We start from the raw sequence: 24,371 nt of genomic DNA on the forward strand, positions 1-24,371 counted from the left end.
TGGTGGGCCCTGAGTGATTCGAACACTCGACCAACGGATTAAGAGTCCGCTGCTCTACCAGCTGAGCTAAGAGCCCCCTCGGGTATTCCGAAGGAATCAGCCTGGATGAATCCAGGCTGAAAAGGAATTTTTGGTGGGCCCTGAGTGATTCGAACACTCGACCAACGGATTAAGAGTCCGCTGCTCTACCAGCTGAGCTAAGAGCCCCAAAAACAAGTCTGCGCTGCAAACGAGACCGCAATTATGCGGCATTTTTTGTGCGCTTGCAGGAAGACGCGCCAAATTTTTAGTTCATGGCATGGTGGCGCTGAGCCGGGCCCGCGTGCCACCCGGTGCGCAGCCGCAAAAAAGGCGGCCGAGGCCGCCTTTGGGGTGCTGGCGCGCAGCGCGCTTACATCAGCAGATGTTCGCCTGCGTTGTCACCGCCCAGGATCACGTAGTTGACCTTGCGGATATCCATCAGCTTCTTGCCGCCGGAGTAGCTGATCGAGCTTTGCACGTCCTGCTCCATCTCGATCAGGGTGTTGGCCAGAAGACCCTTGACGGGTTCGAGGATGCGCTTGCCCTCCACGTGCTTGTACTCGCCCTTGTTGAAGTCCGAGGCCGAGCCGTAGTACTCCTTGAAGCGTTGGCCGTTTTCCTCGACGGTCTGGCCCGGCGATTCCTCGTGGCCCGCGAACAGCGAGCCGATCATCACCATGGTGGCGCCAAAGCGCACGCTCTTGGCGATGTCGCCGTGGCTGCGGATGCCGCCATCGGCAATGATGGGCTTGGTCGCCACGCGCGCGCACCACTTGAGCGCCGACAGCTGCCAGCCACCCGTGCCAAAGCCCGTCTTGAGCTTGGTGATGCAGACCTTGCCGGGGCCGATGCCGACCTTGGTGGCGTCAGCGCCCCAGTTCTCCAAATCGATCACGGCTTCGGGCGTGCCCACGTTGCCGGCGATCACGAAGGACTTGGGCAGCTTTTCCTTGAGGTAGCCGATCATGTTCTTCACGCTGTCGGCATGGCCGTGGGCGATGTCGATGGTGATGTATTCGGGGCACAGGCCTTCGGCGACGAAGCGGTCCACGGTGTCGTAGTCGGGCTTCTTGACGCCCAGCGAAATGGAGGCGAAGCAGCCCTTGCCCTGCATCTCGCGCACGAACTGCACGTTGTCCAGGTCAAAGCGGTGCATCACATAGAAGTAGCCGTTCTGGGCCAGCCAGGTGCAGATGCTCTCATCCACCACCGTCTTCATGTTGGCCGGCACAGCCGGGATGCGGAAGGACCGACCGCCCAGCTCCACGCTGGCATCACACTCCGAGCGGCTTTCCACGCGGCACTTGCGCGGCAGCAGCAGGATGTTGTCGTAGTCGAAGATTTCCATTTGATTCCAAGCTCCATGAAAGGTCGCGGCAGGAACATCCCTCCGCGATGGGGCGCTTGGCTTGGAGGCCGGTCTTGCGGGCGGCGCGGGCGGGCCGCGTCGCCAGGGCGGCTATGGCCCAGGCACAAAAAACCGGACCGCAAGAAACTTGGGCCCGGTGATTGATTCTATACGTTGCCGGCGACGGGCCTGGGCACCCTGTCGATATAGCGGTTATAGGGATGGCGTTATGAGCCTGCAAGGGCGCGCTGCGCGGGCCTATTGCGGGCAGATCGCGGGCAGATTTCGGGCCGATTGCGGGAAATGCGGCATCGGTTTCCCTGGGGAGCGAGGTGCTTTCTACAATGCCAGGATGTTCCCGATCGATCTGCTCGACGGCACCTCCGGTGCCGCGCCCGCCCCCAACTCCCCTTTGCTGACCCACCTCAATGAGGAGCAGCTTGCTGCCGTCACGCTTCCGGCCGGCCACGCGCTGATTCTGGCCGGTGCGGGCTCGGGCAAGACGCGGGTGCTGACCACGCGCATCGCCTGGCTGCTGCAGACGGGCCAGGCCACGCCGGGCTCCATCCTGGCCGTGACCTTCACCAACAAGGCGGCCAAGGAAATGCTGGCCCGCCTGTCGGCCATGCTGCCCTACAACGTGCGCGGCATGTGGATCGGCACCTTCCACGGCCTGTGCAACCGGCTGCTGCGCGCCCACCACCAGGCGGCAAAGCTGTCGTCCACCTTCCAGATCCTGGACACGCAGGACCAGCTGTCGGCCGTCAAGCGCCTGTGCAAGCAGTTCAACGTGGACGACGAGCGCTTCCCGCCCAAGCAGCTGCAGTACTTCATTGCCGGCTGCAAGGAAGAAGGCATGCGCCCCGGCGACGTTGTGGCGAATGATCCCGATACGCGCAAGAAGGTCGAGATCTACCAGCTCTACGAGGAGCAGTGCCAGCGCGAGGGCGTGGTCGATTTCGGCGAGCTGATGCTGCGCTCCTACGAGCTGCTGCGCGACGACGCCGCGCTGCGCGCCCACTACCAGCGGCGCTTTCGCCACATCATGGTCGACGAGTTCCAGGACACCAACAAGCTGCAGTACCAGTGGCTCAAGCAGCTGGCGGGCGACATGGTGGATGGCCGCCTGCAGGCCACGGGCAGCGTGATCGCCGTGGGCGACGACGACCAGAGCATCTACGCCTTTCGCGGTGCGCGCGTGGGCAATATGCAGGACTTCGTGCGCGAGTTCGACGTGCGCCAGCAGATCAAGCTGGAGCAGAACTACCGCTCCTACAGCAACATCCTCGACTGCGCCAACGCGCTCATCAGCCACAACAGCCAGCGCCTGGGCAAGAACCTGCGCACCACCCAGGGCCCGGGCGAGCCCGTGCGCATCTACGAAGCGCCCACGGACATGGCCGAGGCGCAGTGGATGGTCGAGGAAATCCAGCAGCTCGTGAAAAAGGACGGCTGGCAGCGCCAGGAAATCGCCGTGCTCTACCGCAGCAATGCGCAAAGCCGGGTGATCGAATCGCAGCTGTTCAATGCCGCCATTCCCTACCGCGTGTACGGCGGCCTGCGCTTTTTCGAGCGCGCTGAAATCAAGCATGCGCTGGCCTACCTGCGCCTGCTGGAGAACCCGCACGACGACACCAGCTTTCTGCGCGTGGTGAACTTCCCGCTGCGCGGCATTGGCGCGCGCAGCGTGGAGACGCTGCAGGACGCGGCGCGCAGCGCGGGCTGCTCGCTGTACGATGCCGTCTCGGCAGTGCCGGGCGCGCCGGGCACCAAGCTCGCAGGCTTTGTCGCCAAGATCGACGTGCTGCGCGAGCAGACCCAGGGCCGCACGCTGCGCGAGATCATCGAGGCCATCGAGGAAGAAAGCGGCCTGCTCGAGCACTACCGCAACGAAAAGGAAGGCGCCGACCGCATCGAGAACCTGCAGGAACTCGTGAACGCGGCCGAGAGCTTTGTCACCCAGGAAGGCTTTGGCCGCGATGCCGTGGCCTTGCCGCTGGACGAGCACGACGGCGCCAGGGCGCTGACGCAAAGCCCGGCCAGCCAGGGCCTGGACCCTGCGCTGCCGCTGCTGGACACGCCGCTCACGCCGCCGGCCGGCACCGTGGCCGGCATGGTCGATGCCGATACCGGCGAGACACTGTCGCCGCTGGCCGCCTTCCTGACGCACGCGGCGCTGGAGGCTGGCGACAACCAGGCCCAGGCCGGCCAGGACGCCGTGCAACTGATGACCGTGCATGCCTCCAAGGGGCTGGAGTTCGACGCCGTCTTCATCGGCGGCGTGGAAGAGGGCCTGTTCCCGCATGAGAACGCCATGATGGACCGGGGCGGCCTGGAGGAAGAACGCCGCCTGGCCTATGTGGCCATCACCCGCGCGCGCAAGCGCCTTTACCTGAGCCATTCGCAGACGCGCATGCTGCACGGGCAGACGCGCTACAACGTCAAGAGCCGCTTCTTCGACGAGCTGCCCGATGAGGCGCTCAAGTGGATCACCCCCAAGCAGGGCGGCTTTGGCAGCTACGCGCCCCGCCCCGGTGGCGGCGGTGGTGGCGGCTATGGTTCACGCGATCGCGGCGGCTTCGGCAACAAGGCCGAAGGCTGGCGCAGCGAGGTCTTCGCCAGCCCGCCCGTGCCGCCGCAAAAGGCCGCTCCGGGCCACGGCCTGCGCGTGGGCCTGAACGTGTTCCACAACAAGTTCGGCGAAGGCAAGGTGCTGGCCCTGGAAGGCACGGGCGACGACGCGCGCGCCCAGGTCAGCTTTGGCCGCCACGGCACGAAGTGGCTGGCGCTGTCCATTGCCAAGCTCACGGTCGTGGAGTGAGGCGCGGGCTGCCGCGCCCGGCGCTCAGGGCTTGACTTCGAAGCTCAGCGTCGTGGTGTGGCGCACGTCGGTGTATTTCTTGCCGTCCAGCGTGACCGAGCCGTTGTCCACGCGCGCCGTCACCTCCAGCACGTACAGGCCCGGGAAATAGGGCTTGAAGCTCACCGTGCCGTCCTGCGATGGCGTGAGCGTGCGGTACCAGCCCTCGCTGGTCTGCACGTTGACCTGGCTGGCCGCGACCTTGCGGCCCTTGAACACCAGCTGGAACGTATCGCCGCCCGCTGTGGTCGGCACCAGCTCCAGGTCGTTCACGGCCTTGGTGTCGTTGCGGCCGAAACGGGCCTGGTAATAGGTCAGCACGCCATTGGCGCCGGGGCGCGTGGCGGCGATGCGCACATCGCCCTGGCCTGCGTCCGCGGTGAAATGATTGGCGTCGGCCTTCAGGGGAAGGCTCTTGCGGTCGGGCAGGACCTGCTTGGCATCTTCCAGGGCCGGCAGCTGTTCCAGCGGCTTGCGCAGCTCTCCGGCATAGGCCCGGGCCTGTCCTGCGTCCTGCTGCAGCCAGAGATAGTCGGCATGCGCGGCCGGCACCGCCAGTGCGGCGGCGGCGGCCAGCCATGCGGCGGCGGTGCTGCGAAGGATGCGGGAAGGTTCGGTCATGGAGTCTCTCCTGTGGTGTGGCTCTGCGTGCGCCTGCCGGGCCTTGAGGGGCGTGATCCGGCGGGGCTGAAGATGGTGCGATGGCGGACGAGCGACGCCGCAATGCATCAGAAATTATAGCGATCAGGTGAGAATGACTCTTGTTTTGCACGCTAAGAGTCGGGTTCATGACATCCATGCAATTGCGGCGCAGACATGCAAAAAGGCCATGGAAATCCATGGCCTTCTTGTTGTGGCGCCACGCGCCGCAGGGCGGCGGGGCGCTGTGGCGGCGGTCAGGCCGACAGCTTGGGCTGGGCAGCGGTGCCGGTCAGGTAGCCGACGGCGGCACCGAACTTGCCGCGATAGTTGGCGCTGATCAGCGGTTCCAGCGTGGGCTTGACCACGTTGTGGATGGCGCCCCAGTCACCGGCGTGCTGGAAGTTGCTCATGATGTAGGTCCAGCCGTTGATCTCGTCCACGGCATGCAGGCCCGTGGATTCGCCGCCTGCGGGAATCGACATCAGGCGCGACAGCTGCTTGGTGTCGATGTTGTAGGCCCACAGGAAGTTGTTCACGTGCTGGCCGCTGTCCTCGCCGATGAACAGGGTGCGCATCTTCTCCGAGAACTTGAGGTTGTCGGGGTTGCAGATCTTGTTCGGGTTGCCGGTGTTGCCCAGCGCGTCGGCGCTGATGTCCTCGCCGGCCAGCAGGGCCTTGGTGTCCACGGGCATCCACTCGCTGTTGATGGCGGCGCCTGCCGTGTCCTTCTGGCCGCCGCGCAGGTTCAGTGCCATCACGGCGCCGGCCTTGAGCTGCTTGGGGATGGACACGCCGTTGCCGGCCACATTCAGCGCATCACCGGCCACCATGGACTTTTCGCAGTTCTGCAGGGCCGAGTAGGCCACCTTGTCCTTGGCGTTGACGGTCGTGCCTTCCATCTTGGTGAAGCCCATGCTTGCGCCCTTGAAGGCGGCGTAGCGGTGGGTTTCCAGGAAGGCGGCAGCCTTGTCCATGCCGGGGTTGATCTTGATCCACTCGACCTTGCCGTTGGCCGTGATCTTGGTGTAGCTGGCGTCGCCCGGATCGGTCTTGGCCACGGTCATGATGTCCGTGGGCTTGAGCGTGTTGGCCAGTTGCTCGATCTCGGCGCTGGTGGCCGAGCCCAGCTTGATCCAGGTCAGCGCGGCGGCGCTGCCCGATGCGGGGTCGATGGAGAAGCCCGCGCCCACCTTGGCCACGTACAGCGAACCCGAGGACAGGTCCTTTTCCTTGTCGGCCACGAAGACGAAGTAGCCGCTGTTGGTGGCGTCGTCGCCCATCAGCGCCGTGCGCTGGTCGGGCATGACCTGGACCAGCTCGTGCGAGATGCGGCCCATGCAGAAATGCTTCTTGATGCTGGCCGTGCCGTCCGCGTTGACCGTCACTTCGGGCATGTGGCCGTAGTGGTAGGGGTTGGCCTTGGTCTGGTCGCCATACAGGTTCTGGCTGAAGGCCAGCAGCTGGGCATTGCCGGTGGCGAAGGCGTCGGGCTCGTACTCTTCGCTGGACAGGTGGGTGCCCCAGGGCGACAGGCTGGCGCCGCAGGTGATCCACAGGCCGTGCACCTTGGAGGTGTCCACGTTGTGGTACTTGACCAGGCTGAGCTTGCCGGTGGTCTGGTCCTGGTCCAGCGTCAGCACGGCGATGGGCGAGGGCAGCTTGCCGTACATGTCGGTCTTGCCATCCTGCGCCCAGGTGGTGTATTCGAACTGCACCACGGCGAACACGGGCTTGCCCTTGACGCCGTCCACCTTGGCATTGGGCACGGTCAGCAGCGAGGTGCCGTCGGGCGAATCGGAGAAGAAGTGGCGCTCGCTGCCGGCCACGGTGCGGTCGATGATCTTGTTGTTGTTGATGTCGTAGTAGCCGCCGGCCAGGATCTTGCCGCCCTTGCCGTCCGGCACTTCATCGCCGGTCACGAAGAAGGGCTGGTAGCCCAGGTCGAAGCTCTGCTCGCTGTTGTCGCTGAACTGCACCTTGAGCTGCGAGGCCACGGTCATCTTGGCCATGGCCTGGGGGTTGGCCAGCGTGGGCGCTGCCATGGAGGTGAAGCTGGCCGCCACATAGTTCTTCGCGGGGCCGTCGTCACCGCCACCGCAGGCGGTCAGCAGGCCGGTGGCGGACACGGCGGAGCCGAGCGGCAGCAGGGGGGCGCCGGTCAGGAATTGCAGCGCCTTGCGGCGGGAGAGCATCGTGGATTGGGACATGGGGCTTCCGTTATGGGTTTGTCAGCGTCAACCCATCGGGGGCGGGATGGGCCGGGATGCCGCCGCGCACTCGCTGGCTTGACATCCGCACGGCATGCTAGGCAGCCGGTGTGACAGAGCGATGGCATCCGCATGACGGAACCGTGACAGCGTCATATGACAGCCGCCAGGCGAGGGGTGCCAGGCGATACGGCCAGTCAAAAAACCAAAGAAGAGGCGCGAAGAAGGGCTGAAGAAAGGTCCAAAGAAAAAGCCCCTTGAAAGGGGCTTTGTGGGGTGCAGTGGCGAAGCGCTCAGCCGGACAGTCCGGGCGGCGCAGGCGGCTCGGTGCCGATGGCGTCGCTGCCATCGCTTTCATCGGGCGCTGCAAAGCAGTCGCGGAAGGTGAAGACGATGGAGGTGAAGAACATGGCGGCCAGCAGCATGGCCGTGCCGATCATCAGGCCGTTGGCAATGCTGCCCAGCACCTGGGCCAGCACGGCCGAGATCAGGGCCATCACGATGCCGGCCACGATGAACACGCCCATCCAGCTCAGGCCGAAGACCACCAGCGCGCCGATGTTGCGCACACAGGCCACCAGGCTGAAGAACACGGCCTTGACCGGGGGCACGTTGTGCCAGTGCACCAGCCCCGGCGCGTGCCAGAACAGCAGTGACAGCGGCAGGTACAGGCCCATGCTCAGCCACATGGCGGCCTGGAAGTCGGGCGACTCGGCGATCTCGCGCGTCAGCGGCTCGCCGCCCAGGTAGACGTTGGCAAACTGGCCGTCGTCCACCAGCATGGACAGGCCCATGATCAGCAGGAAGCCTGCCGCATACATGGCGCCCAGCGTGAGCATGGAGTTCAGGCGCTGGCGCCCGGTGCGAAAGGCCACCAGCAGCAGGGCCGGCGTGGGCGCACGCCCGTGCGATGCCTCGGCCGCCGCCACCATCATGGCCAGCGAGGTGGCCGGCAGCAGGCCCAGCGCGATCACGGGGCCGATCAGCGGCAGCACCGTGACCAGCGACATGGCCGCCATCGACAGAAAGAACAGCGCCGCCAGTGCCAGCGGCTGCTGGCGGAAGGTGCGGATGCCCTGCTGCACCCATTGCAGGCCGGTACGGGCGGGAACGATGAGAAGTTTCATGGGGTGAGGAAGTCGGGGCGCCTGGATGGTGCATGGCCTCTGGCATGGGCCGCGCCGCTGGCGCCCGAACGGGGACTGTACCCGAGGACGCGCGGCCCGTGGACCGCAAAGCCCTCTGTCGGCCGCGCTGTGGCGGCCTTCGGACGTCAGTCCAGCGCCACCGGGTGGGCCAGGCGCTGGCGCAGCACGCGCTCGAAATGGGTGGGGTCGTGGGGAACGAGCATGGAGGCCTCGCGCGGCAGGTGGAAATCCCACAGGCGGGAAATCCAAAAGCGCAGCGCACCCGCGCGCAGCATGGGGTTGAACAGCTCGCGCTCGGCGGCGGTCAGGGGGCGCACCGACTGGTAGGCATCAATCATGGCCCTGGCCTTGGTGGCGTCATGTGCGCCGGTGGCGTGTTCGATGCACCAGTCGTTGAGGCACACGGCCAGGTCGAACAGCCAGCTGTCCACGCCTGCGAAGTAGAAGTCGAAGAAGCCGGTCAGGCGCTCGCCATCGAACATCACGTTGTCGCGGAACAGGTCGGCATGCACGGGGCCGCGCGGCAGCGCCGCATAGGCGGGCGAGGCGGCCACATGGTTCTGGAAGGCCAGTTCGGAGCGCAGCAGGTCGGCGGTGGGTGCGTCGATGTGCGGGATGACCGTGGGCACGGTCTCGTTCCACCAGGGCAGGCTGCGCAGATTGGGCTGCTGGCGATCGTAGTCGCGTCCGGCCAGGTGCATGCGCGCCAGCATCTCGCCCACGGCGGCGCAGTGCGCGGGCTGGGGCGCCAGCTCGCTCTTGCCGGGCAGGCGGTTGACGATGGAGGCCGGCTTGCCGCACACGCTCAGCAGGATGTCGCCGCTGCGCGTCTCGGCCTGCGGGTCGGGCACGGGAATGCCGGCCTGCGCCAGGTGCTTCATCAGGTACAGGTAGAAGGGCAGTTGCTCGGCCGTCAGGCGCTCGAACAGCGTCAGCACCCACTCGCCCTGTTCAGTGGTGAGAAAGTAGTTGGTGTTCTCTATGCCGCCCTGGATGCCGCGCAGCTCCTTGAAGGAACCCAGGGACATGCGGCGCAGGAGCTCGCGCGCATCTTTGTCGGAGACTTCGGTGAAAACGGCCATGTTTGCATTGCCGGCCAGCGCGGCTCGGCGGAAATCGTTGTCGTCAGATATGGAAAGAGGGCAGCGCCGTCAGGTGCTGCCCCCTGGGATGCCGCCGGGCCGGGGGCCCGGACAGTCCGGTGAGGATCAGAACTTCTTGAGGTTCCAGACGCGCGTGCCGTTGGTGCCGTCGCCATCGCCGCGGTTGCGCGAGGAACGGGCGCCGTCGTTGGACTGCACCTCATAGGAGGGCATGTCGCCGACCTTGGGCTGCACGGTGATGCTGCGGGTCTGGCCGCCCACGCGCAGCTCGTCAACGCGGCTGCCGCCATCTTCCACATGGATGTGTTCCACGCGCTGGTTGGTTCGATCGCGCCCCTCGGGCTTGGCCGTGTCCGGCGCGTTCTGCTCGGTCGCCGCCGCAGGAGCGGTGGAGGCAGCCGGGGCAGGCGTGGGGTTCTGGGCCAGCACGGAGCTGGCGGCCAGGGTCAGGAAGATGAAAAGTGGAGCGGCGCGCATAGGCTCCATTGTAGAACTTGCAGCGGGCGCTGTCCCGCCCTGTCACCCTGCCGGCGCGTGCACAATCGGCGCATGAGCAATTCCAAGACCCTGGTGCTGATCGACGGCTCCAGCTACCTCTACCGCGCCTACCACGCCATGCCGGACCTGCGCGCCGAGCCCGGCAACCCGGAAAGCCCTGCCACGGGCGCCATCCGCGGCATGATCAACATGCTCCAGGCGATCAGGAAGGAAGTGGCGGCCGACTACGCCGTCTGCGTGTTCGATACCAGCGGACCCACCTTCCGCGACACGCTCTACCCCGAATACAAGGCGCACCGCTCGCCCATGCCCGACGATCTGCGCTCGCAGATCGAGCCCATCCATGAAGTGGTGCGCCTGCTGGGCTGGCCGGTGCTGGCCATCCAGGGCGTGGAGGCCGACGACGTGATCGGCACCCTGGCCAAGACGGCCGCCGCCCAGGGCGTGAACGTGGTGATCTCCAGTGGCGACAAGGACCTGTCCCAGCTGGTGGACTCCCACATCATGGTGATGGACACCATGAGCGGCAAGCGCCGCGACGTGGCCGGCGTGACGGCCGAGTTCGGCGTGCCGCCCACGCAGATGATCGACTACCAGGCCCTGGTCGGCGATGCCGTGGACAACGTGCCCGGCGTGTCCAAGGTGGGCCCCAAGACGGCCGTCAAGTGGCTGGCCGAGCACGGCTCGCTCGACGGCCTGATTGCTGCGGCCGACGGCATCAAGGGCGTGGCCGGCCAGAACCTGCGCGATGCCATCGCCTCGGGCCAGCTGGCGCTGAGCCGCCAGTTGGTCACCATGAAGACCGACTGCGACCTGAGCGCCGAAGTGCCCACCCTGCCGGTGCTCGACGCGCTGGCGCCGCGCGAGCCCGATACCGCGCCGCTGCGCGACTTCTATGAGCGCTACGGCTTCAAGGGCCTGGCGCGCATGCTCGGCGGTGCCGCGCCCGAGCCCGATGCGCTGGAAGCCGTCAAGGCCGGCCGCAAGCCAGCGGCCAAGCCGCGTGCCGACCAGTCCACGGGCGACATGTTTGCCCAGGAGCAGGCCGAATCCGACGAAGCCACCACCGAGGCCGAGGCCGTCCAGCAGCGCCCGCTGGACTATGACGTGGTGCTGACCTGGGAAGCGTTCGACCAGTGGCTGGCCAAGATCAACGCCGCCGAACTCACGGCCCTGGATACCGAAACCACCTCGCTGGACGAGATGCGTGCCGAGATCGTGGGCATCTCGCTGAGCGTGGAGCCCGGCGCCGCTGCCTACATCCCCCTGCGCCATGCCGGCCCCGACGCGCCCGAGCAACTGCCGGCCGACGAAGTGCTGCAGCGCCTCAAGCCCTGGCTGGAGGATGCGGCCCGGCCCAAGTTGGGCCAGCACGTCAAGTACGACCGCCATGTCTTCGCCAATGCCGGCATCGAGGTGCACGGCTATGTGCACGACACCATGCTGCAAAGCTATGTGCTGGAAGTGCACCGCCCGCACGGCCTGGCCAGCCTGGCGCTGCGCCACACCAACCGCACGGGCATCAGCTATGAAGACCTGTGCGGCAAGGGCGCCCACCAGATCCCGTTCGCCCAGGTGCCCGTGGACAAGGCTGCCGCCTATGCCTGCGAGGATGCCGACCAGACCCTGGACGTGCACCGCGTGCTGTGGCCGCAGCTGCAGGCCAACGACGGCCTGCGCGGCGTCTACGAGCTGGAGATCGCCACCAGCGAGGCCCTGTTCCGCATAGAGCGCAACGGCGTGCTCATCGATGCCGCCACGCTGGCCAGGCAGAGCAACGACCTGGGCCAGCGCATCGTGCAGCTGGAGCAGGAGGCCTACGACATCGCGGGCCAGCCCTTCAACCTGGCCAGCCCCAAGCAGCTGGGCGAAATCTTCTTCGACAAGCTGGGCATGCCCGTGGTCAAGAAGACGGCCACCGGCGCACGCAGCACCGACGAAGAGGTGCTGGAGAAGCTGGCCGAGGACTATCCGCTGCCCGCCAAGCTGCTGGAGCACCGCAGCCTGTCCAAGCTCAAGGGCACCTATACCGACAAGCTGGCCCAGCTGGCGCTGCCGCGCACGGGTCGCGTGCACACGCACTACGCCCAGGCCGTGGCCGTGACGGGGCGCCTGTCCAGCAACGACCCCAACCTGCAGAACATCCCCATCCGCACGCCCGAAGGCCGGCGCGTGCGCGAGGCCTTCATTGCCGCGCCCGGCCATGTGATCGCCAGCGCCGACTACTCGCAGATCGAGCTGCGCATCATGGCCCACCTGTCGGGCGACGAGTCCCTGCTGCGCGCCTTCCACGAAGGCCGCGACGTGCACCGTGCCACGGCATCGGAAGTCTTCAACGTGGAGCTGGAGCAGGTCAGCAGCGAGCAGCGCCGCTATGCCAAGGTCATCAACTTCGGGCTGATCTACGGGATGAGCAGCTTTGGCCTGGCCAAGAACCTGGGCATAGAGACCAAGGCCGCCGCCGCCTACATCGACCGCTATTTCCAGCGCTATCCGGGCGTCAAGCGCTACATGGACGAGACGGTGGAATTCGCGCGCGACCATGGCTACGTGGAAACCGTCTTCGGCCGCCGCCTGTACCTGGTGGACATCAACGGCGGCAGCGGCCCGCGCAAGAAGGCGGCCGAACGGCAGGCCATCAACGCGCCCATGCAGGGCACGGCGGCCGACCTGATCAAGAAGGCCATGGTGGCGGTGCAGGCCGAGCTCGATGCCAGACAGTCCGAGGTCCGCGTCATCATGCAGGTGCACGACGAACTGGTGTTCGAGCTGCCGGAAGGCGAGTCGGACTGGGTACGCACCGAGATCCCGCGCCTGATGGCCGGCGTGGCCGACCTGAAGGTGCCGCTGCTCGCCGAGGTGGGCCTGGGACCCAACTGGGACAAGGCACATTGAGCTTCACGCAGGCATCGTAGACTTGGCCGGTTCTCAACCACCACCAAGGAGAGATGCATGCGTGATGATCAGCAGCAAGACCTGAAGGCCCTGGTTCCGGGGCGCAGCAGCGAAGAGGGGCCCACGCGGCGCCTGGCATTGCAGACCGCCCTGGGCCTGGGCTATGCCGCAGCGGCCACGCCGCTCATGGCGCAGACCGCCATCTCCACGCCGGCCGACGGCCTGACGGCCGGCGAGGTGCATTTCACCGTGAACGGCTTCAAGGTGCCGGCCTACCGCGCCGCGCCCGCCGGCAAGAAGAATGTGCCCGTGGTGCTGGTGATCTCCGAGATCTTCGGCGTGCATGAATACATTGCCGACACCTGCCGCCGCCTGGCGCGTGCCGGCTACTTGGCCATTGCCCCCGATCTGTATGCACGCCAGGGCGACCCCAAGACCTATACCGACATCGCCAAGCTCATGAGCGAGCTGGTCTCCAAGGTGCCCGACGAGCAGGTCATGGCCGACCTGGACGGCGCCGTGCAATGGGCCGGCACCCAGGGCGGCGACACGGCGCGCGTGGCCATCACGGGCTTTTGCTGGGGCGGGCGCATCACCTGGCTGTATGCGGCCCATGGCCCGGTCAAGGCCGGCGTGGCCTGGTACGGCAGGCTGGAAGGCGCCAAGACCGCGCTGCAGCCACGCCATCCGCTGGAGCTGGTCTCCAGCCTCAAGGCGCCGGTGCTGGGCCTATATGGCGGGCAGGACACGGGCATTCCGCTGGAATCCGTGGAGCGCATGCGCGAGGCGCTCAAGCAGGGCTCGGCAGCGGCCAAGGCCTCGGAGTTCGTGATCTACCCGGAGGCGCCACACGCCTTCCATGCCGACTACCGGCCCAGCTACCGCGAGCAGGCTGCGCGCGACGGTTGGCAAAAAATGCTGGCCTGGTTCAACAAGAACGGCGTCGCGCCCTGAGCTTTTTTGCGCAGGGGGGCTTGACAGCTTCTGTAGGCTGAAACCGAGGGCACCCGACACCGTGGCCTGCTTCCTTCATGGGATCGCAGGCCACGGCTGCGATGGGGTCCGTCTTTCTGCGAGAATTCGCGGGTTTCGCCTGCAAGGGCATACGGTTGAAGCACAAATCGCTATGACATTGGTAGCAATCATTCTGGCCACCCTGGCCGCCGGTATTGGCAGCGTCTGGGTGGCCGCGTTGTTGATGGGGCTGGGAGGTAATCGCTCGCCGGGCATGATGCCGCAGCGGCTGTTGAGCCTGGCGGCGGGCGCGCTGCTGGCCACGGCCTTCATGCACCTCTTGCCCGAAGCCTTCGAGAGCGAGGCCGGGGCGCATGACCTGTTCGTGACGCTGCTGGTGGGCCTGGTGTTCTTTTTCCTGCTGTCCAAGGCCGAGCTGTGGCACCACGGGCATGAGCACGGCGCGCCGCCGGCCCATGAGCACGATCACCACGATCACCAGGGCCACGCCCATGACCATTCCCATGACCACCATCATGGCCACCGCCACGGCGGCTGGGCCGTGCTGACCGGCGACAGCGTGCACTGCTTTGGCGATGGCGTGCTGATCGCCTCCGCCTTCATGGCCGACATGCGCCTGGGGCTGATCGCGGCGGTGTCGGTGCTGGCCCACGAGGTGCCGCACCACATGGGCGACATCGTGGTGCTGCGCCAGTCCAGCTCCAACCGGCGCGTGGCGCTGATCAAGGTGTCCATGGCCGGGGCCGTGACCACGCTGGGTGGCATTGGCGGCTATTTCCTGGTGGGACAGCTGCAGGAACTGCTGCCGTACTTCCTGGCCGTGGCCTCCAGCAGCTTCATCTACGTGGCGCTGGCCGACCTGATTCCCCAGCTGCAAAAGCGCCTGAGCGCCCGCGAGACCGTGGCCCAGGTGGGCTGGCTGATGCTGGGCATCGTGCTGGTCACCGTGGTCAGCCGCGCGGCGCACGCGCACTGAGGCTGATGTTGAGGCTGAGGCGCGGGTCCTAGCCTGCGCGGGCCTCCTGGGGTGCCGGCCCCAGCAGGTCGGCGTAATCCACCGCGTACTTGATGAAGGCCGCATGGCCGTCGATGCGCAGTTTGCGGCGCAGGTGCAGGCGGTGGGTTTCCACGGTGCGCACCGAGGTGCCCATCAGCGCGGCGATTTCCTTGTTGGAGCGGCCCTCCGAGATCCACTGCAGCACGCTGGCCTCGCGCGGCGTGAGGGCGCGCCGGGGCCCGGAGGCGCTGCCGTCTTCCTCGGCCACGGGCTGCAGGCCGGGGCTGAAATACAGGCCGCCGGCGTAGACCCGGTCTATGGCCTCGATGAGCTGCTGCGCAGGCGCGTCCTTGAGCACATAGCCGCGTGCGCCCAGCGCCACGGCGCGGCGCACGTATTCGGGATCCTCATGCATGGACAGCACCAGCACGCGCACCAGCGGGAACTGATCGCGGAACAGCGCGGCCAGGTCGATGCCGCTGGCGCCCGGCATGCGGATGTCGGTGACCACCAGGTCGGGCGACAGCTCGCGGGCCAGCGGCAGGGCCTGGTCCACGCTGGCGGCCTCGCCCACCACACGGATATGGTCCGTGGCCTGCAGGCGCATGGACACGCCGTCGCGCACGAGAGGGTGGTCGTCCACCAGGAGGATGCGGATCATGGGGTTCATGCAGCGGCCCGTGGGAGTTCGAATTCCGGTGAGGGAGACAGCGGCATGCCGCCATCGCGGTAGAGCACGGCGACCAGCCGGGTGCCGCGGCGCCCCGAACTGATGGACAGGTGGCCGCCCAGGCCTTCGATGCGCTCGCGCATGTTGCGCAGGCCGATGCCGCCCTGGCGGTCGCGCTGCACGCGGCGCATGTCGAAGCCCTGGCCGTCGTCGCTGACCTGCAGCACCACGCGGCGGCGCTGAAAGTGCAGGCTGACATCGATGCGCGTGGCCTGGGCATGGTTTTGCGCATTCGTCACGGCCTCCTGGGCCACGCGGAACAGGGCCGTGGCGTGGCTGGGCGGCAGAAAGCGGGTCTCGCCGCGGCAGCCGAACTGCATGCGCAGGCCGTCCTCGGCCTGCATTTGCTGGCTCATCAGCGCCAGGGCCGGGGCCAGGCCCAGGTCGTCCAGCAAGGCGGGGCGCAGGCCGTGGGAGACACGCCGTATCTCCACCAGCGCGTGGTTGAGCTGCTCCAGGCCCTGGTCCACCATGCGCTGGGCCGTGGCCGGGTCCTGCGCGGCCAGCCGCCTGAGCTGTGCCTGGGCCGTCTCCAGCAGGAACTTGGAGGAGACCAGCACCTGCACCACGCCGTCATGCAGGTCGCGCGCCACGCGCGTGCGTTCCTCTTCCTGCGAATGCACCACGCGCTGGGCCAGCCGCTGCAGCTTGTTGCTGGACACGCGGTGATCGCTGAGATTGAACACCAGCCCCGCCACGCCGATGAGCACGATGCACAGCGCCGCAATGCCGAAGATGCGCCAGCGCGTGGCCGCGATGTTGGCCTGGGCGCTTTCGTCGATCTGGCGCAGCGCCTGCTCCACATCGTCCAGGTACAGGCCCGTGCCCAGCGACCAGCCCCATTCGGGCACCGTGGCCACGTAGGCGAGCTTGGCCTCGGTACGCAGCGATGACGGTTTTTGCCACTGGTAGCGCACCAGGCCGCCGCCGCTGCGCGCGGCGTCCAGGATGATCCTGGCGGGCCCTGCGCCGCCGGGGCTGTTGGGATCGCACAGGTCCACGCCCGACAGGCCCATCTGGCGCGCATCCAGCAGCACGTTGCCGTGTTCGTCGTAGACAAAGAAGTAGCCGTCCTCGCCGAACTGCATGCGCGACAGCATCTCCAGCGCCTGGCGCCGCTGCACGGATTGCTCCTCGCCGCTGGACTTGATGCGCGTCAGCGCCGTGGTCGCCAGCTGGACGTAGTGGCGCAGCTCCGTCTCCTTGCTGTGCAGGTAGGCGGTCTCGACCAGTTCCCGTTCCTGGTGGGCCAGCTCCAGGGTCTGGTGCTGCACGGTCGCCGCGACCAGGCCCAGGGCGAGCGCGATGGCGGCAATCGACAGAAGTGCAAGTTTCAGCGGAAGTTGCATGGAAGCCTGTGTGGGGTGCACCGACGATCTTTTCCGCCCAGTGGCCGGGCCTTGTCAACAGGGCTTGCGCGCATGCCGCCAGCGCCAGGGCGGCGGCCTTTGAATGGCAGGCGCTGTATTTTCCAATGGCCTGCGCGCCCCGTATATCCACGCAGATTCACGCGCGCGTGAAAAGGCGTTTGAATATCCCAAGGGAAACACCATGGAAAATAGTTTTTGGGCGCGAAACAATATCCCATGAATACTGGAAATCCGAGATGCATTTTCTTGGTGCGTACTCCCCTTTTTGGGGTTTTGGATAATCGTTTTGCCGTATTGTGGTGCGCCGTCCCTCTGATGCCTGATGTGCTGCTTGTTGTTGAGCAGATTCCGTGCCAAACCATTGTTTTGAAAGAATGTTGAAGGGCTGCGTAGCACTGCGTGGGTCCGTGTGCGTAGTGGTGCGTAGGGGAAAATTCATTATCGAATGCCCCAGATCCCTGCCTAGAATTTCTCCGTGAAATCACGAATTCGAATCATTTTGTATCGATGATTCAGGTCACCTCTGAGGACTGGGTTAATGGTGACAAAGTGTTTCCATAACGCCAATGCAGTAATGCGTGGCACGGCAGTGGCAGCTTGTATTTTTGTTTGAGAAGGGCAATACCATGGATATTCGAACGAACCTGGGGCGCATGGCGCTGGCATGCGGGGTGGCGGTGACGGCGGCGGCGCTGGTGGGTTGCGCTGCGCCCAACAAGCGCGAGGTGCTGTCCACCACGCAGATCTACCCGGCCATCGGCCCGTACTCGCAGATGGTGGCGCATGGCAACACCATCTACTTCTCGGGCGTGCTGCCGCTGAACGCACAGGGCACGGCCATCCAGGGCGCCACCATCGAAGAGCAGACGCGCGCCGTGCTCGACCACATCGGCGCCAAGCTCAAGTCCCAGGGACTGGGCTATGAGGATGTGCTGTCCACCTCGGTCTTCATGAAGGACCTCAACGAGTTCGCCGCCATGAACAAGGTCTATGGCGAGTACTTCAAGACCGGCGCCCCCGCTCGGGCCACGGTGGAGGTGGCGCGCCTGCCGCGCGATGTGAAGATCGAAATCTCGGCCATCGTCGGCCGCCGCTGACCGCTTGCGCAACGACAGGAGGACCGCATGAACGCACGACACCCCCAGATCGCGGCCGAGCAGGCCACATCCCTGACCGCCACTGCGGCCGCCGGCGAATCCGGCTATCCCGCGCGCTGGACTTCCAAGCGCCGCGACTTCCTGCGCATGCTGGGCTACGGCACCGGCGCCGCCACGCTGGGCCCGCTGCTTGCCGCCTGCGGCAGCGGCAACGCCCAGACCTCGGCCGCCGCGCTGCGCGAGCAGCTCATGCGCGACGAGGCCTTCTGGACCGACGTGCAGAGCATGTTCATCCTCAAGCCCGAGAAGACCTACATGAACATCGGCACGGCCGGCTCCATGCCCAAGCTGGTGCTCGATGTGTTCGATACCGAAAACCGCAAGAAGGCCGCCGACTCTGGCAACGGCTACAGCAACCTGCTGGAACTGCGCAAGCAGGTGGCGCCGGGCTTTGGCGTGGATGCCGACGAACTGGCCTTCTCGGCCAACACATCCTCGGGCATGTGCCATGCCATCCTGGGCATCGACTGGCAGCGCGGCGACGTGGTGGTCACCACCAACCACGAGCACGGCGGCGGCGACACGCCGCTGAAGATCGCCCAGGACCGCTACGGCATCGAGGTCTCGCGCATTGCGCTGCCCGTGGGCAACAACCAGACGGCGGCCACCTACGTGAACCTGTTCGACGAGCGCATCCGCGCGCTCAAGGCCCAGGGCAAGCGCGTGCGCGCCATGATGTGGTCCTCGCCCACCTACAAGACCGGCACCATGCTGCCCATTGCCGACCTGATGGGCGTGGTCAAGGCGCATGGCCTGATCAGCATCGTGGACGGCGCCCACCTGCCGGGCATGATGGCCTACAACTATGCGGAGCTGGGTATGGACTTCATGTCGGGCGCGGGCCACAAGTGGCAGTGCGGCCCGGGCTCGACGGGCATCCTCATCATCCGCAACAAGATGCGCGCCTCCAACCCGCTGCCCCTGCCCAAGTGGTACCCGGTGCACACCAGCGCCTACCCGGCGCTGGAGCGCACGACCACGGCCAAGGAGACCTACGACATCGCCGCCTCGGTCACCTCCTGCGGCAGCGTGCACACGCCCATGTTCATGGCGCTGGCCCAGGCCTGCGCGCAGTGGGACAGCATCGGCCGCAAGAAGATCGAGACCTATGACCTGACGCTGTCGTCCTACCTCAAGGAAAAGATCGTCGAGCGCTGGGGCGTGGACTCGCTGTACTCGCCCAAGGACGATCCCAAGCTGCTGTCGGCGCTGACCTGCTTCAACCCGTTCCAGAACAAGGACGACGTGATGAACGGGACCAAGTCATCGACCTTCGTGGCGCGCATGCTCAGCGACTATCCGCAGGGCTTCGTGATCCGCAACTCCAACTTCCCCGTGATCGGAGCGGCGGCAGACCACTACGGCGTGCGCGTCTCCACGCACCTGTGGCATGACGCGCGGGACGTCGATCTGCTGGTGGATGCGATGTGGGATCTGTCTAGAAAGATGGCTTGACCCCCTGAGGCGCTTACGCGCCTTCCCCCCGTTGCACGGCGCCTCTCTACCCGCTTCGCGGGGGAGGGGGACGACACCCTCGGTGCGGGGCGGCGCGGCCGGCATAAGCCCTTCCTCGGTGTCTCTGAGGTGGGCCGTGCTTGTTTTGAGGGCGCGCTTTCTGGCGCAGAGCGCTGTCCTCAGCCTTTGATCGTCAGCCGGGCTGTCCTTCGTCGCGGATGGCGGCGCGGACCTGGGGGAGCTGGCGGCGGGAGACCATGAGCAGTTCGGGGATGCCGTGCAGGCGCAGGGCCCAGCCTTCGCCTTCGGTGGGGTCGTCGTGGCGTTCCAGGGCGCGCAGGGCGCTGCGGGCCACCAGCGCGTTGCGGTGCACGCGCAGCAGGTGGTCGGCGTGGCGGGTTTCCAGGTCGGCCAGGGCGCCGTCGAGGATGTAGCTGCGGCCCACGGTGCGCACGGTCACGTATTTCTGTTCGGCCTTGAGGTAGAGCACTTCGGACAGGGGCAGACGCACGGTGGTGCCACGGTCCTGTATCAGCAGCACGGGGCCGCTGTCGCGCTCGGCCGTCTGGTGCACCGCCGTGCGTGCGGCCTTGGCCAGGGCCTGCTGCAGGCGCTCGCGGCGCACGGGCTTGGTCAGGTAGTCGGCGGCGTCCAGGTCGAAGGCCTCGACCGCATGGCCGGCATGGGCGGTGACGAAGACCACGGCAGGCGGCAGCGGGAGGCGGCGCAGTGCGTGCGCCAGGGCCAGGCCGTCCTGGCCCGGCATGTGGATGTCCAGCAGCGCCAGTTCCACGGCGCGCGGGCCCGGCGCCTGCAGCACGGCCATGGCCTGGCGCGCGTCTGCCGCTTCACTGACCTGGTGCGGGCCGGTGCCCGTGCAGGCTTCCACATCGGCCAGCAGGGTGCGCAGTCGCGCGCGGGCCAGGGCTTCGTCGTCAACGATCAGGATGTGCATGGTGCTTCTTCTTCGATACGGCCTTCGTGGGGTGGCTGGCAGGCGTTGCCAGCGGCAGGCTGATGCGCACCACGAAATGGCCCTTGAGCGTGCGCGCCGTGAGGTGGGCCTGCAGGTCGTGCAGCAGCGACAGCCGGGCGCGCACATTGGCCAGCGCAATGCCGTTGCCGCGCGTGCCAGCTGCGCTGGCGGAATCGATCTCGGTGGGCAGGGTGTTGGTGATGCGCACCTCCACCAGATCGCCACGGCGCTCGGTGCGCACCTGCAGCTTGCCGCCGCGTGCGCTGGGCTCCACGCCATGGCGTATGGCGTTTTCCACCAGCGGCTGCAGCAGCAGCGGCGGCAGCAGGGCGCCGTGGGCGGCAGGGTCCAGTTGCCAGCGCACCTGCAGCCGTTCGCCGAAGCGCACCTGCTCGATGGCCAGGTAGCGCTGGGCCAGCTCGATCTCCTCGGCCAGCGTGGTCGTGCTGTGCGGCTCGGCCAGTGCGTAGCGGAACAGGTCGCTGAGGTCTTCCAGCAGGGCCTCGGCCTTGGCGGGCTCGGCACGCACCAGGGCGATGGCGCTGTTGAGCGTGTTGAACAGGAAATGCGGTCGTATGCGCGACTGCAGCTCGGCCAGCCGCGCCTGCGTGTCGGCGGGGGTGTGGCCGCGTGCGCGCAGCACCAGGGCGGCCACCAGCAGGGCCGCCAGCAGTCCGCCGGACATGGCGCTGGCCAGCCAGGGGGCGCTGGTGCTGCCGGCCAGTTGCAGCATGGCGCAGGCATACAGCCCGGCCGCCATGCCCAGCAGCACGCCGGCTGCGTACTGCCCGGTGGACGGCAGGCGCTGCAGCGGATGCTTGAGCAGGCAGGCCGCCACCAGCCAGACCAGGGTGCCGGGCAGGCTGGCGCCGGTCAGCAGGGCCATGTTCTCCAGCCACTGCAGCAGCGAGTCGGCACCGAACATCGCAGCCGTGGCCGCCACGGCCTGCACGAAGAGCACGGCGCGCAGTACCACGCCGACGTTGCAGGCGTCGAAGACCAGCGCCGCAGGCAGTGGCGGCGGGGCGGTGGTGGGGGTCGGCTGGGTCGGCAAGGGGCGGCAGGTAGTGTTTCGGCGGGTGGGGTTCGCGCCGCATGCCCGGATTATGGTCATGCCGGGCGGGCCTGCACAGCGGTCACACCGCCCATGCAGGCCCCTGCACGGGCGTGGCGCCGCCCAGGTCGATAGAATCTTCGCTTCCTGCCCGCGCGGGGGCGTGCCGCCCGCCGCCTGCACCGCCTAATCGAAGATCGCGTCCTCACATGTCTGCCAATCAACCAACGTCCGCCTCGCACAACCAGCTCGACACCAAGGCCCAGGCCTGGTCCGCTCTCTTTGAAGAGCCGATGAGCGATCTGGTCAAGCGCTATACCTCCAGCGTGTTCTTCGACAAGCGCCTGTGGCAGGCCGACATCACGGGCAGCCTGGCGCATGCCGAGATGCTGGCGGCCCAGGGCATCATCGCCGCCGCCGACCACGAGTCCATCCGCAAGGGCATGGCGCAGATCACGCAGGAAATCGAGTCCGGCCAGTTCGAGTGGAAGCTCGACCTGGAAGACGTGCACCTGAACATCGAGGCCCGCCTGACCCAGCTGGTCGGCGACGCCGGCAAGCGCCTGCACACGGGCCGCAGCCGCAATGACCAGGTGGCCACCGACGTGCGCCTGTGGCTGCGCGGCGAGATCGACCTGATCGAAGGCCTGCTGGGCGAGCTGCAGCTGTCCCTGGTCGAAGTGGCCGAGAAGAACGTCGACGTGATCCTGCCCGGCTTCACCCACCTGCAGGTGGCCCAGCCCGTGAGCTTTGCCCACCACCTGCTGGCCTATGTGGAAATGTTCAAGCGCGACGCCGAGCGCATGCTGGACCTGCGCCGCCGCGTCAACGTGCTGCCGCTGGGCAGCGCCGCCCTGGCCGGCACCACCTACCCGCTGGACCGCGAGCGCGTGGCCCGCACCCTGGGCATGGAAGGCGTCTGCCAGAACTCGCTGGACGGCGTCAGCGACCGCGACTTCGCCATCGAATTCACCTCGGCCGCCAGCCTGTGCATGGTGCACGTGAGCCGCCTGTCCGAAGAGCTGATCATCTGGATGAGCCAGAACTTCGGCTTCATCCGCATCGCCGACCGCTTCACCACGGGCTCGTCGATCATGCCGCAGAAGAAGAACCCCGACGTGCCCGAGCTGGCACGCGGCAAGACCGGCCGCGTGGTCGGCCACCTGATGGGCCTGATCACCCTGATGAAGGGCCAGCCCCTGGCTTACAACAAGGACAACCAGGAAGACAAGGAGCCGCTGTTCGACACGGTGGACACCCTGAAGGACACGCTGCGCATCTTCGCCGAGATGATCGGCGGCCAAGCCGACCCGGCCACGGGCGGCAAGAAGGGCGGCATCACCGTCAACGCCGAAGCCATGCGCGCCGCCGCGCTCAAGGGCTACGCCACCGCCACCGACCTGGCCGACTACCTGGTCAAGAAGGGCCTGCCCTTCCGCGACGCGCACGAGACCGTGGCCCATGCCGTCAAGCTGGCCTCGCAAAAGGGCGTGGACCTGACCGAGCTGCCGCTGGCCGAACTGCAGGCCTTCAACCCCGGCATCGAGGCCGATGTCTTCGAGGCGCTCAGCCTGGAAGGCTCGCTCAATGCGCGCAACACCCTGGGCGGCACGGCGCCGGCCCAGGTGCGCAAGCAGCTGGCAGGCCACCAGGCGCGCTTGAATGCACGCCTGAACGCACGCCTGGGCTGATCCCCCCGTTCGCCGGAGCCACGCCATGACATCCTCCCGTCGCCAACTGCTGACCGGGGCGCTGCGCGCCGCTGGCGCAGTGACTGCCGTTGCCGCCTCGTCAGCCCTGGCTCCGCTGGCCTGGGCACAGCCCGGGCAGGCCATCCGCATCCTGGTGGGCTTTCCGCCGGGCGGCGGCACGGATGCCATCGCACGCCTGCTGGCCGACCGGCTCAAGGACGTGCTGGGCACCACGGTGCTGGTGGACAACCGCCCCGGCGCGGGCGGGCAGATCGCGGCGCAGCAGCTCAAGGCGGCTGCGGCCGATGGTCACACGCTGTTCCTCACGCACGACCACACCATCTCCATCCTGCCCCAGGTGGTGAAGAAGCCGGGTTTCGACCCTGGCCATGACTTCGTTCCCGTGGCCGGCTTTGCCACCTTCGTGAACGCGCTGGCGGTCTCCGCCAACACGCCGGCGCGCAACCTTGCCGAGTATGTGGAGTGGGTGCGCCAGGGCGCAAAGCGCGGCAGCATCGGCATTCCCGCGCCCGCGTCCACGCCGGAATTCCTGGTCAGGCTGCTGGGCGAGCACTACAAGCTGGACCTGGTGGCCGCGCCCTACCGGGGCAGCGCGCCCATGCTGGCCGACATGCTGGGCAACCAGATTCCGGCCGGCATCGCCTCGGTGCAGGATTTCATGGAAAACCACAAGGCCGGCAAGCTGCGCGTGATCGGCGTGCTGGGCACGCGCCGCCAGGCCACCATGCCCGAAGTGCCCACGCTGGCCGAGCAGGGCGTCAAGGGCTTCGAGGACACGCCCTACTACGGCATCTACGCGCCGCGCGGTACGCCCCAGGCCTTCATCGACCGCTTCTCCGCCGCCGTGGCCACCGTGCTCAAACAGCCCGATGTGCACGAGCAGCTCACCGCCCTGGGCCTGACCGTGGGCCACATGCCGCCCGCCCAGTTGGCCGAGCGCGAGCAGGCCTATACCCAGGTCTGGAAACGCATCATCCAGACCAACGGCTTCCAGCCGCAGTAAGACATGCGGACTGCGGGGCGACAGCCTCCGCGGCCGCCAAGCGCTGTGTTTTGGTACGGCCATCGCCGGAGCTGCCAGCGCAGTGGGTGGCGCGAATCCTTGTGATCGGACATATATGACGCCTTCATACGCCGATGTCTTACAGATGGATACACCGCAGACCCGGTTCCGGGCACCCGCAGCAGGGCCTGCAGCGGATGCGGGCCGGTATCATCCCGCG

Annotated in this window: 18 protein-coding genes and 2 tRNA genes; 8 read left to right on the forward strand and 12 right to left on the reverse strand. The window is 67.0% G+C overall.

The features are described from left to right. The 3 genes from LGR64_RS03485 to LGR64_RS03495 all read right to left on the reverse strand — a co-directional run bounded on the left by LGR64_RS03485 (nucleotide 1) and on the right by LGR64_RS03495 (nucleotide 1,369). Nucleotides 1-76: transfer RNA gene (locus LGR64_RS03485), tRNA-Lys, on the reverse strand. A 55-nt stretch (nucleotides 77-131) separates the two neighbouring features. Continuing rightward, nucleotides 132-207, reverse strand: a tRNA-Lys gene (locus LGR64_RS03490). 184 nt (nucleotides 208-391) lie between these two features. Then, nucleotides 392-1,369 (reverse strand): GMP reductase, encoded by a 978-nt coding sequence (locus LGR64_RS03495; RefSeq protein ID WP_013800939.1) that lies wholly within the window; start codon nucleotides 1,367-1,369, stop codon nucleotides 392-394. Between the two features lie 352 nt (nucleotides 1,370-1,721). Here LGR64_RS03495 and LGR64_RS03500 point away from each other — a divergent pair, with 352 nt between their 5' ends. Next, nucleotides 1,722-4,190 (forward strand): UvrD-helicase domain-containing protein, encoded by a 2,469-nt coding sequence (locus LGR64_RS03500; protein WP_141834887.1) that lies wholly within the window; start codon nucleotides 1,722-1,724, stop codon nucleotides 4,188-4,190. Nucleotides 4,191-4,214: 24 nt separating this feature from the next. On the opposite strand, the gene LGR64_RS03505 is transcribed toward LGR64_RS03500, so the two are convergent. The 5 genes from LGR64_RS03505 to LGR64_RS03525 all read right to left on the reverse strand — a co-directional run bounded on the left by LGR64_RS03505 (nucleotide 4,215) and on the right by LGR64_RS03525 (nucleotide 9,806). Then, the gene (locus LGR64_RS03505) at nucleotides 4,215-4,850 is read right to left on the reverse strand and encodes a DUF4198 domain-containing protein (RefSeq protein ID WP_141834884.1); all 636 of its coding nucleotides are present in this window, start codon (nucleotides 4,848-4,850) and stop codon (nucleotides 4,215-4,217) included. Nucleotides 4,851-5,125: 275 nt separating this feature from the next. After that, the gene (locus LGR64_RS03510) at nucleotides 5,126-7,078 is read right to left on the reverse strand and encodes a PhoX family protein (protein WP_141834881.1); all 1,953 of its coding nucleotides are present in this window, start codon (nucleotides 7,076-7,078) and stop codon (nucleotides 5,126-5,128) included. A gap of 293 nt (nucleotides 7,079-7,371) precedes the next feature. Next, the gene (locus LGR64_RS03515; protein WP_012207126.1) at nucleotides 7,372-8,205 is read right to left on the reverse strand and encodes a BPSS1780 family membrane protein; all 834 of its coding nucleotides are present in this window, start codon (nucleotides 8,203-8,205) and stop codon (nucleotides 7,372-7,374) included. Between the two features lie 146 nt (nucleotides 8,206-8,351). Further along, nucleotides 8,352-9,308: a homoserine kinase gene (locus tag LGR64_RS03520; protein ID WP_013800944.1), complete on the reverse strand. Its 957-nt coding sequence runs from the start codon at nucleotides 9,306-9,308 to the stop codon at nucleotides 8,352-8,354. A 126-nt stretch (nucleotides 9,309-9,434) separates the two neighbouring features. Then, the gene (locus LGR64_RS03525) at nucleotides 9,435-9,806 is read right to left on the reverse strand and encodes a hypothetical protein (protein ID WP_141834878.1); all 372 of its coding nucleotides are present in this window, start codon (nucleotides 9,804-9,806) and stop codon (nucleotides 9,435-9,437) included. A 72-nt stretch (nucleotides 9,807-9,878) separates the two neighbouring features. On the opposite strand from LGR64_RS03525, the gene polA reads away from it, so the two are divergent. From polA to LGR64_RS03540, 3 genes are all read left to right on the forward strand, one after another. Next, nucleotides 9,879-12,722, forward strand: a complete 2,844-nt coding sequence (gene polA / locus LGR64_RS03530; RefSeq protein ID WP_230354981.1) for a DNA polymerase I — start codon at nucleotides 9,879-9,881, stop codon at nucleotides 12,720-12,722. Between the two features lie 57 nt (nucleotides 12,723-12,779). Further along, the gene (locus LGR64_RS03535) at nucleotides 12,780-13,676 is read left to right on the forward strand and encodes a dienelactone hydrolase family protein (RefSeq protein ID WP_012207122.1); all 897 of its coding nucleotides are present in this window, start codon (nucleotides 12,780-12,782) and stop codon (nucleotides 13,674-13,676) included. 172 nt (nucleotides 13,677-13,848) lie between these two features. Next, nucleotides 13,849-14,673: a ZIP family metal transporter gene (locus LGR64_RS03540; protein ID WP_230354982.1), complete on the forward strand. Its 825-nt coding sequence runs from the start codon at nucleotides 13,849-13,851 to the stop codon at nucleotides 14,671-14,673. 28 nt (nucleotides 14,674-14,701) lie between these two features. Here LGR64_RS03540 and LGR64_RS03545 read toward each other — a convergent pair whose 3' ends face one another. Together LGR64_RS03545 and LGR64_RS03550 are read right to left on the reverse strand one after the other, a co-directional pair. Then, complete coding sequence (locus LGR64_RS03545; RefSeq protein ID WP_013800948.1) at nucleotides 14,702-15,364, reverse strand: response regulator; 663 nt, start codon at nucleotides 15,362-15,364, stop codon at nucleotides 14,702-14,704. Further along, a complete protein-coding gene (locus LGR64_RS03550) occupies nucleotides 15,361-16,773 on the reverse strand; it encodes a cache domain-containing protein (RefSeq protein WP_012207119.1) in 1,413 nt (470 codons plus the stop codon). The genes LGR64_RS03545 and LGR64_RS03550 overlap by 4 nt, the downstream gene beginning before the upstream one ends. 647 nt (nucleotides 16,774-17,420) lie before the next feature. Here LGR64_RS03550 and LGR64_RS03555 point away from each other — a divergent pair. Then, the gene (locus LGR64_RS03555; RefSeq protein ID WP_012207118.1) at nucleotides 17,421-17,891 is read left to right on the forward strand and encodes a Rid family detoxifying hydrolase; all 471 of its coding nucleotides are present in this window, start codon (nucleotides 17,421-17,423) and stop codon (nucleotides 17,889-17,891) included. 27 nt (nucleotides 17,892-17,918) lie between these two features. Continuing rightward, nucleotides 17,919-19,406, forward strand: coding sequence for an aminotransferase class V-fold PLP-dependent enzyme (locus LGR64_RS03560; protein ID WP_230354983.1), 1,488 nt, complete (start codon nucleotides 17,919-17,921; stop codon nucleotides 19,404-19,406). Nucleotides 19,407-19,599: 193 nt separating this feature from the next. Here LGR64_RS03560 and LGR64_RS03565 read toward each other — a convergent pair whose 3' ends face one another. Then, on the reverse strand, nucleotides 19,600-20,361 hold the full coding sequence (locus LGR64_RS03565) for a LytR/AlgR family response regulator transcription factor (RefSeq protein WP_012207116.1): 762 nt from the start codon (nucleotides 20,359-20,361) through the stop codon (nucleotides 19,600-19,602). Beyond that, nucleotides 20,342-21,496, reverse strand: coding sequence for a sensor histidine kinase (locus tag LGR64_RS03570; protein ID WP_141834872.1), 1,155 nt, complete (start codon nucleotides 21,494-21,496; stop codon nucleotides 20,342-20,344). Before LGR64_RS03570 ends, LGR64_RS03565 begins: the two co-directional genes overlap by 20 nt. A gap of 149 nt (nucleotides 21,497-21,645) precedes the next feature. On the opposite strand from LGR64_RS03570, the gene argH reads away from it, so the two are divergent. Together argH and LGR64_RS03580 are read left to right on the forward strand one after the other, a co-directional pair. Continuing rightward, complete coding sequence (gene argH / locus LGR64_RS03575) at nucleotides 21,646-23,127, forward strand: argininosuccinate lyase (RefSeq protein WP_012207114.1); 1,482 nt, start codon at nucleotides 21,646-21,648, stop codon at nucleotides 23,125-23,127. Between the two features lie 25 nt (nucleotides 23,128-23,152). Continuing rightward, complete coding sequence (locus LGR64_RS03580; protein WP_141834869.1) at nucleotides 23,153-24,151, forward strand: Bug family tripartite tricarboxylate transporter substrate binding protein; 999 nt, start codon at nucleotides 23,153-23,155, stop codon at nucleotides 24,149-24,151. Nucleotides 24,152-24,371 lie beyond the last annotated feature (220 nt).

The organism is Delftia sp. Lp-1, assembly GCF_020523835.1.
GTDB classification, from domain to species: Bacteria; Pseudomonadota; Gammaproteobacteria; order Burkholderiales; family Burkholderiaceae_C; genus Comamonas; species Comamonas acidovorans.

Bases quoted from the DNA above. Each gene is read 5' to 3' on its own strand.
- LGR64_RS03510 (WP_141834881.1), bottom strand. From the start codon at position 7,078: ATGTCCCAATCCACGATGCTCTCCCGCCGCAAGGCGCTGCAATTCCTG.
- LGR64_RS03540 (WP_230354982.1), top strand. From the start codon at position 13,849: ATGACATTGGTAGCAATCATTCTGGCCACCCTGGCCGCCGGTATTGGC.
- LGR64_RS03550 (WP_012207119.1), bottom strand. From the start codon at position 16,773: ATGCAACTTCCGCTGAAACTTGCACTTCTGTCGATTGCCGCCATCGCG.
- LGR64_RS03500 (WP_141834887.1), top strand. From the start codon at position 1,722: ATGTTCCCGATCGATCTGCTCGACGGCACCTCCGGTGCCGCGCCCGCC.
- LGR64_RS03560 (WP_230354983.1), top strand. From the start codon at position 17,919: ATGAACGCACGACACCCCCAGATCGCGGCCGAGCAGGCCACATCCCTG.
- LGR64_RS03535 (WP_012207122.1), top strand. From the start codon at position 12,780: ATGCGTGATGATCAGCAGCAAGACCTGAAGGCCCTGGTTCCGGGGCGC.
- LGR64_RS03495 (WP_013800939.1), bottom strand. From the start codon at position 1,369: ATGGAAATCTTCGACTACGACAACATCCTGCTGCTGCCGCGCAAGTGC.
- LGR64_RS03515 (WP_012207126.1), bottom strand. From the start codon at position 8,205: ATGAAACTTCTCATCGTTCCCGCCCGTACCGGCCTGCAATGGGTGCAG.
- LGR64_RS03545 (WP_013800948.1), bottom strand. From the start codon at position 15,364: ATGAACCCCATGATCCGCATCCTCCTGGTGGACGACCACCCTCTCGTG.
- LGR64_RS03525 (WP_141834878.1), bottom strand. From the start codon at position 9,806: ATGCGCGCCGCTCCACTTTTCATCTTCCTGACCCTGGCCGCCAGCTCC.
- LGR64_RS03555 (WP_012207118.1), top strand. From the start codon at position 17,421: ATGGATATTCGAACGAACCTGGGGCGCATGGCGCTGGCATGCGGGGTG.
- argH (WP_012207114.1), top strand. From the start codon at position 21,646: ATGTCTGCCAATCAACCAACGTCCGCCTCGCACAACCAGCTCGACACC.
- LGR64_RS03520 (WP_013800944.1), bottom strand. From the start codon at position 9,308: ATGGCCGTTTTCACCGAAGTCTCCGACAAAGATGCGCGCGAGCTCCTG.
- LGR64_RS03505 (WP_141834884.1), bottom strand. From the start codon at position 4,850: ATGACCGAACCTTCCCGCATCCTTCGCAGCACCGCCGCCGCATGGCTG.
- LGR64_RS03570 (WP_141834872.1), bottom strand. From the start codon at position 21,496: ATGACCATAATCCGGGCATGCGGCGCGAACCCCACCCGCCGAAACACT.
- polA (WP_230354981.1), top strand. From the start codon at position 9,879: ATGAGCAATTCCAAGACCCTGGTGCTGATCGACGGCTCCAGCTACCTC.
- LGR64_RS03565 (WP_012207116.1), bottom strand. From the start codon at position 20,361: ATGCACATCCTGATCGTTGACGACGAAGCCCTGGCCCGCGCGCGACTG.
- LGR64_RS03580 (WP_141834869.1), top strand. From the start codon at position 23,153: ATGACATCCTCCCGTCGCCAACTGCTGACCGGGGCGCTGCGCGCCGCT.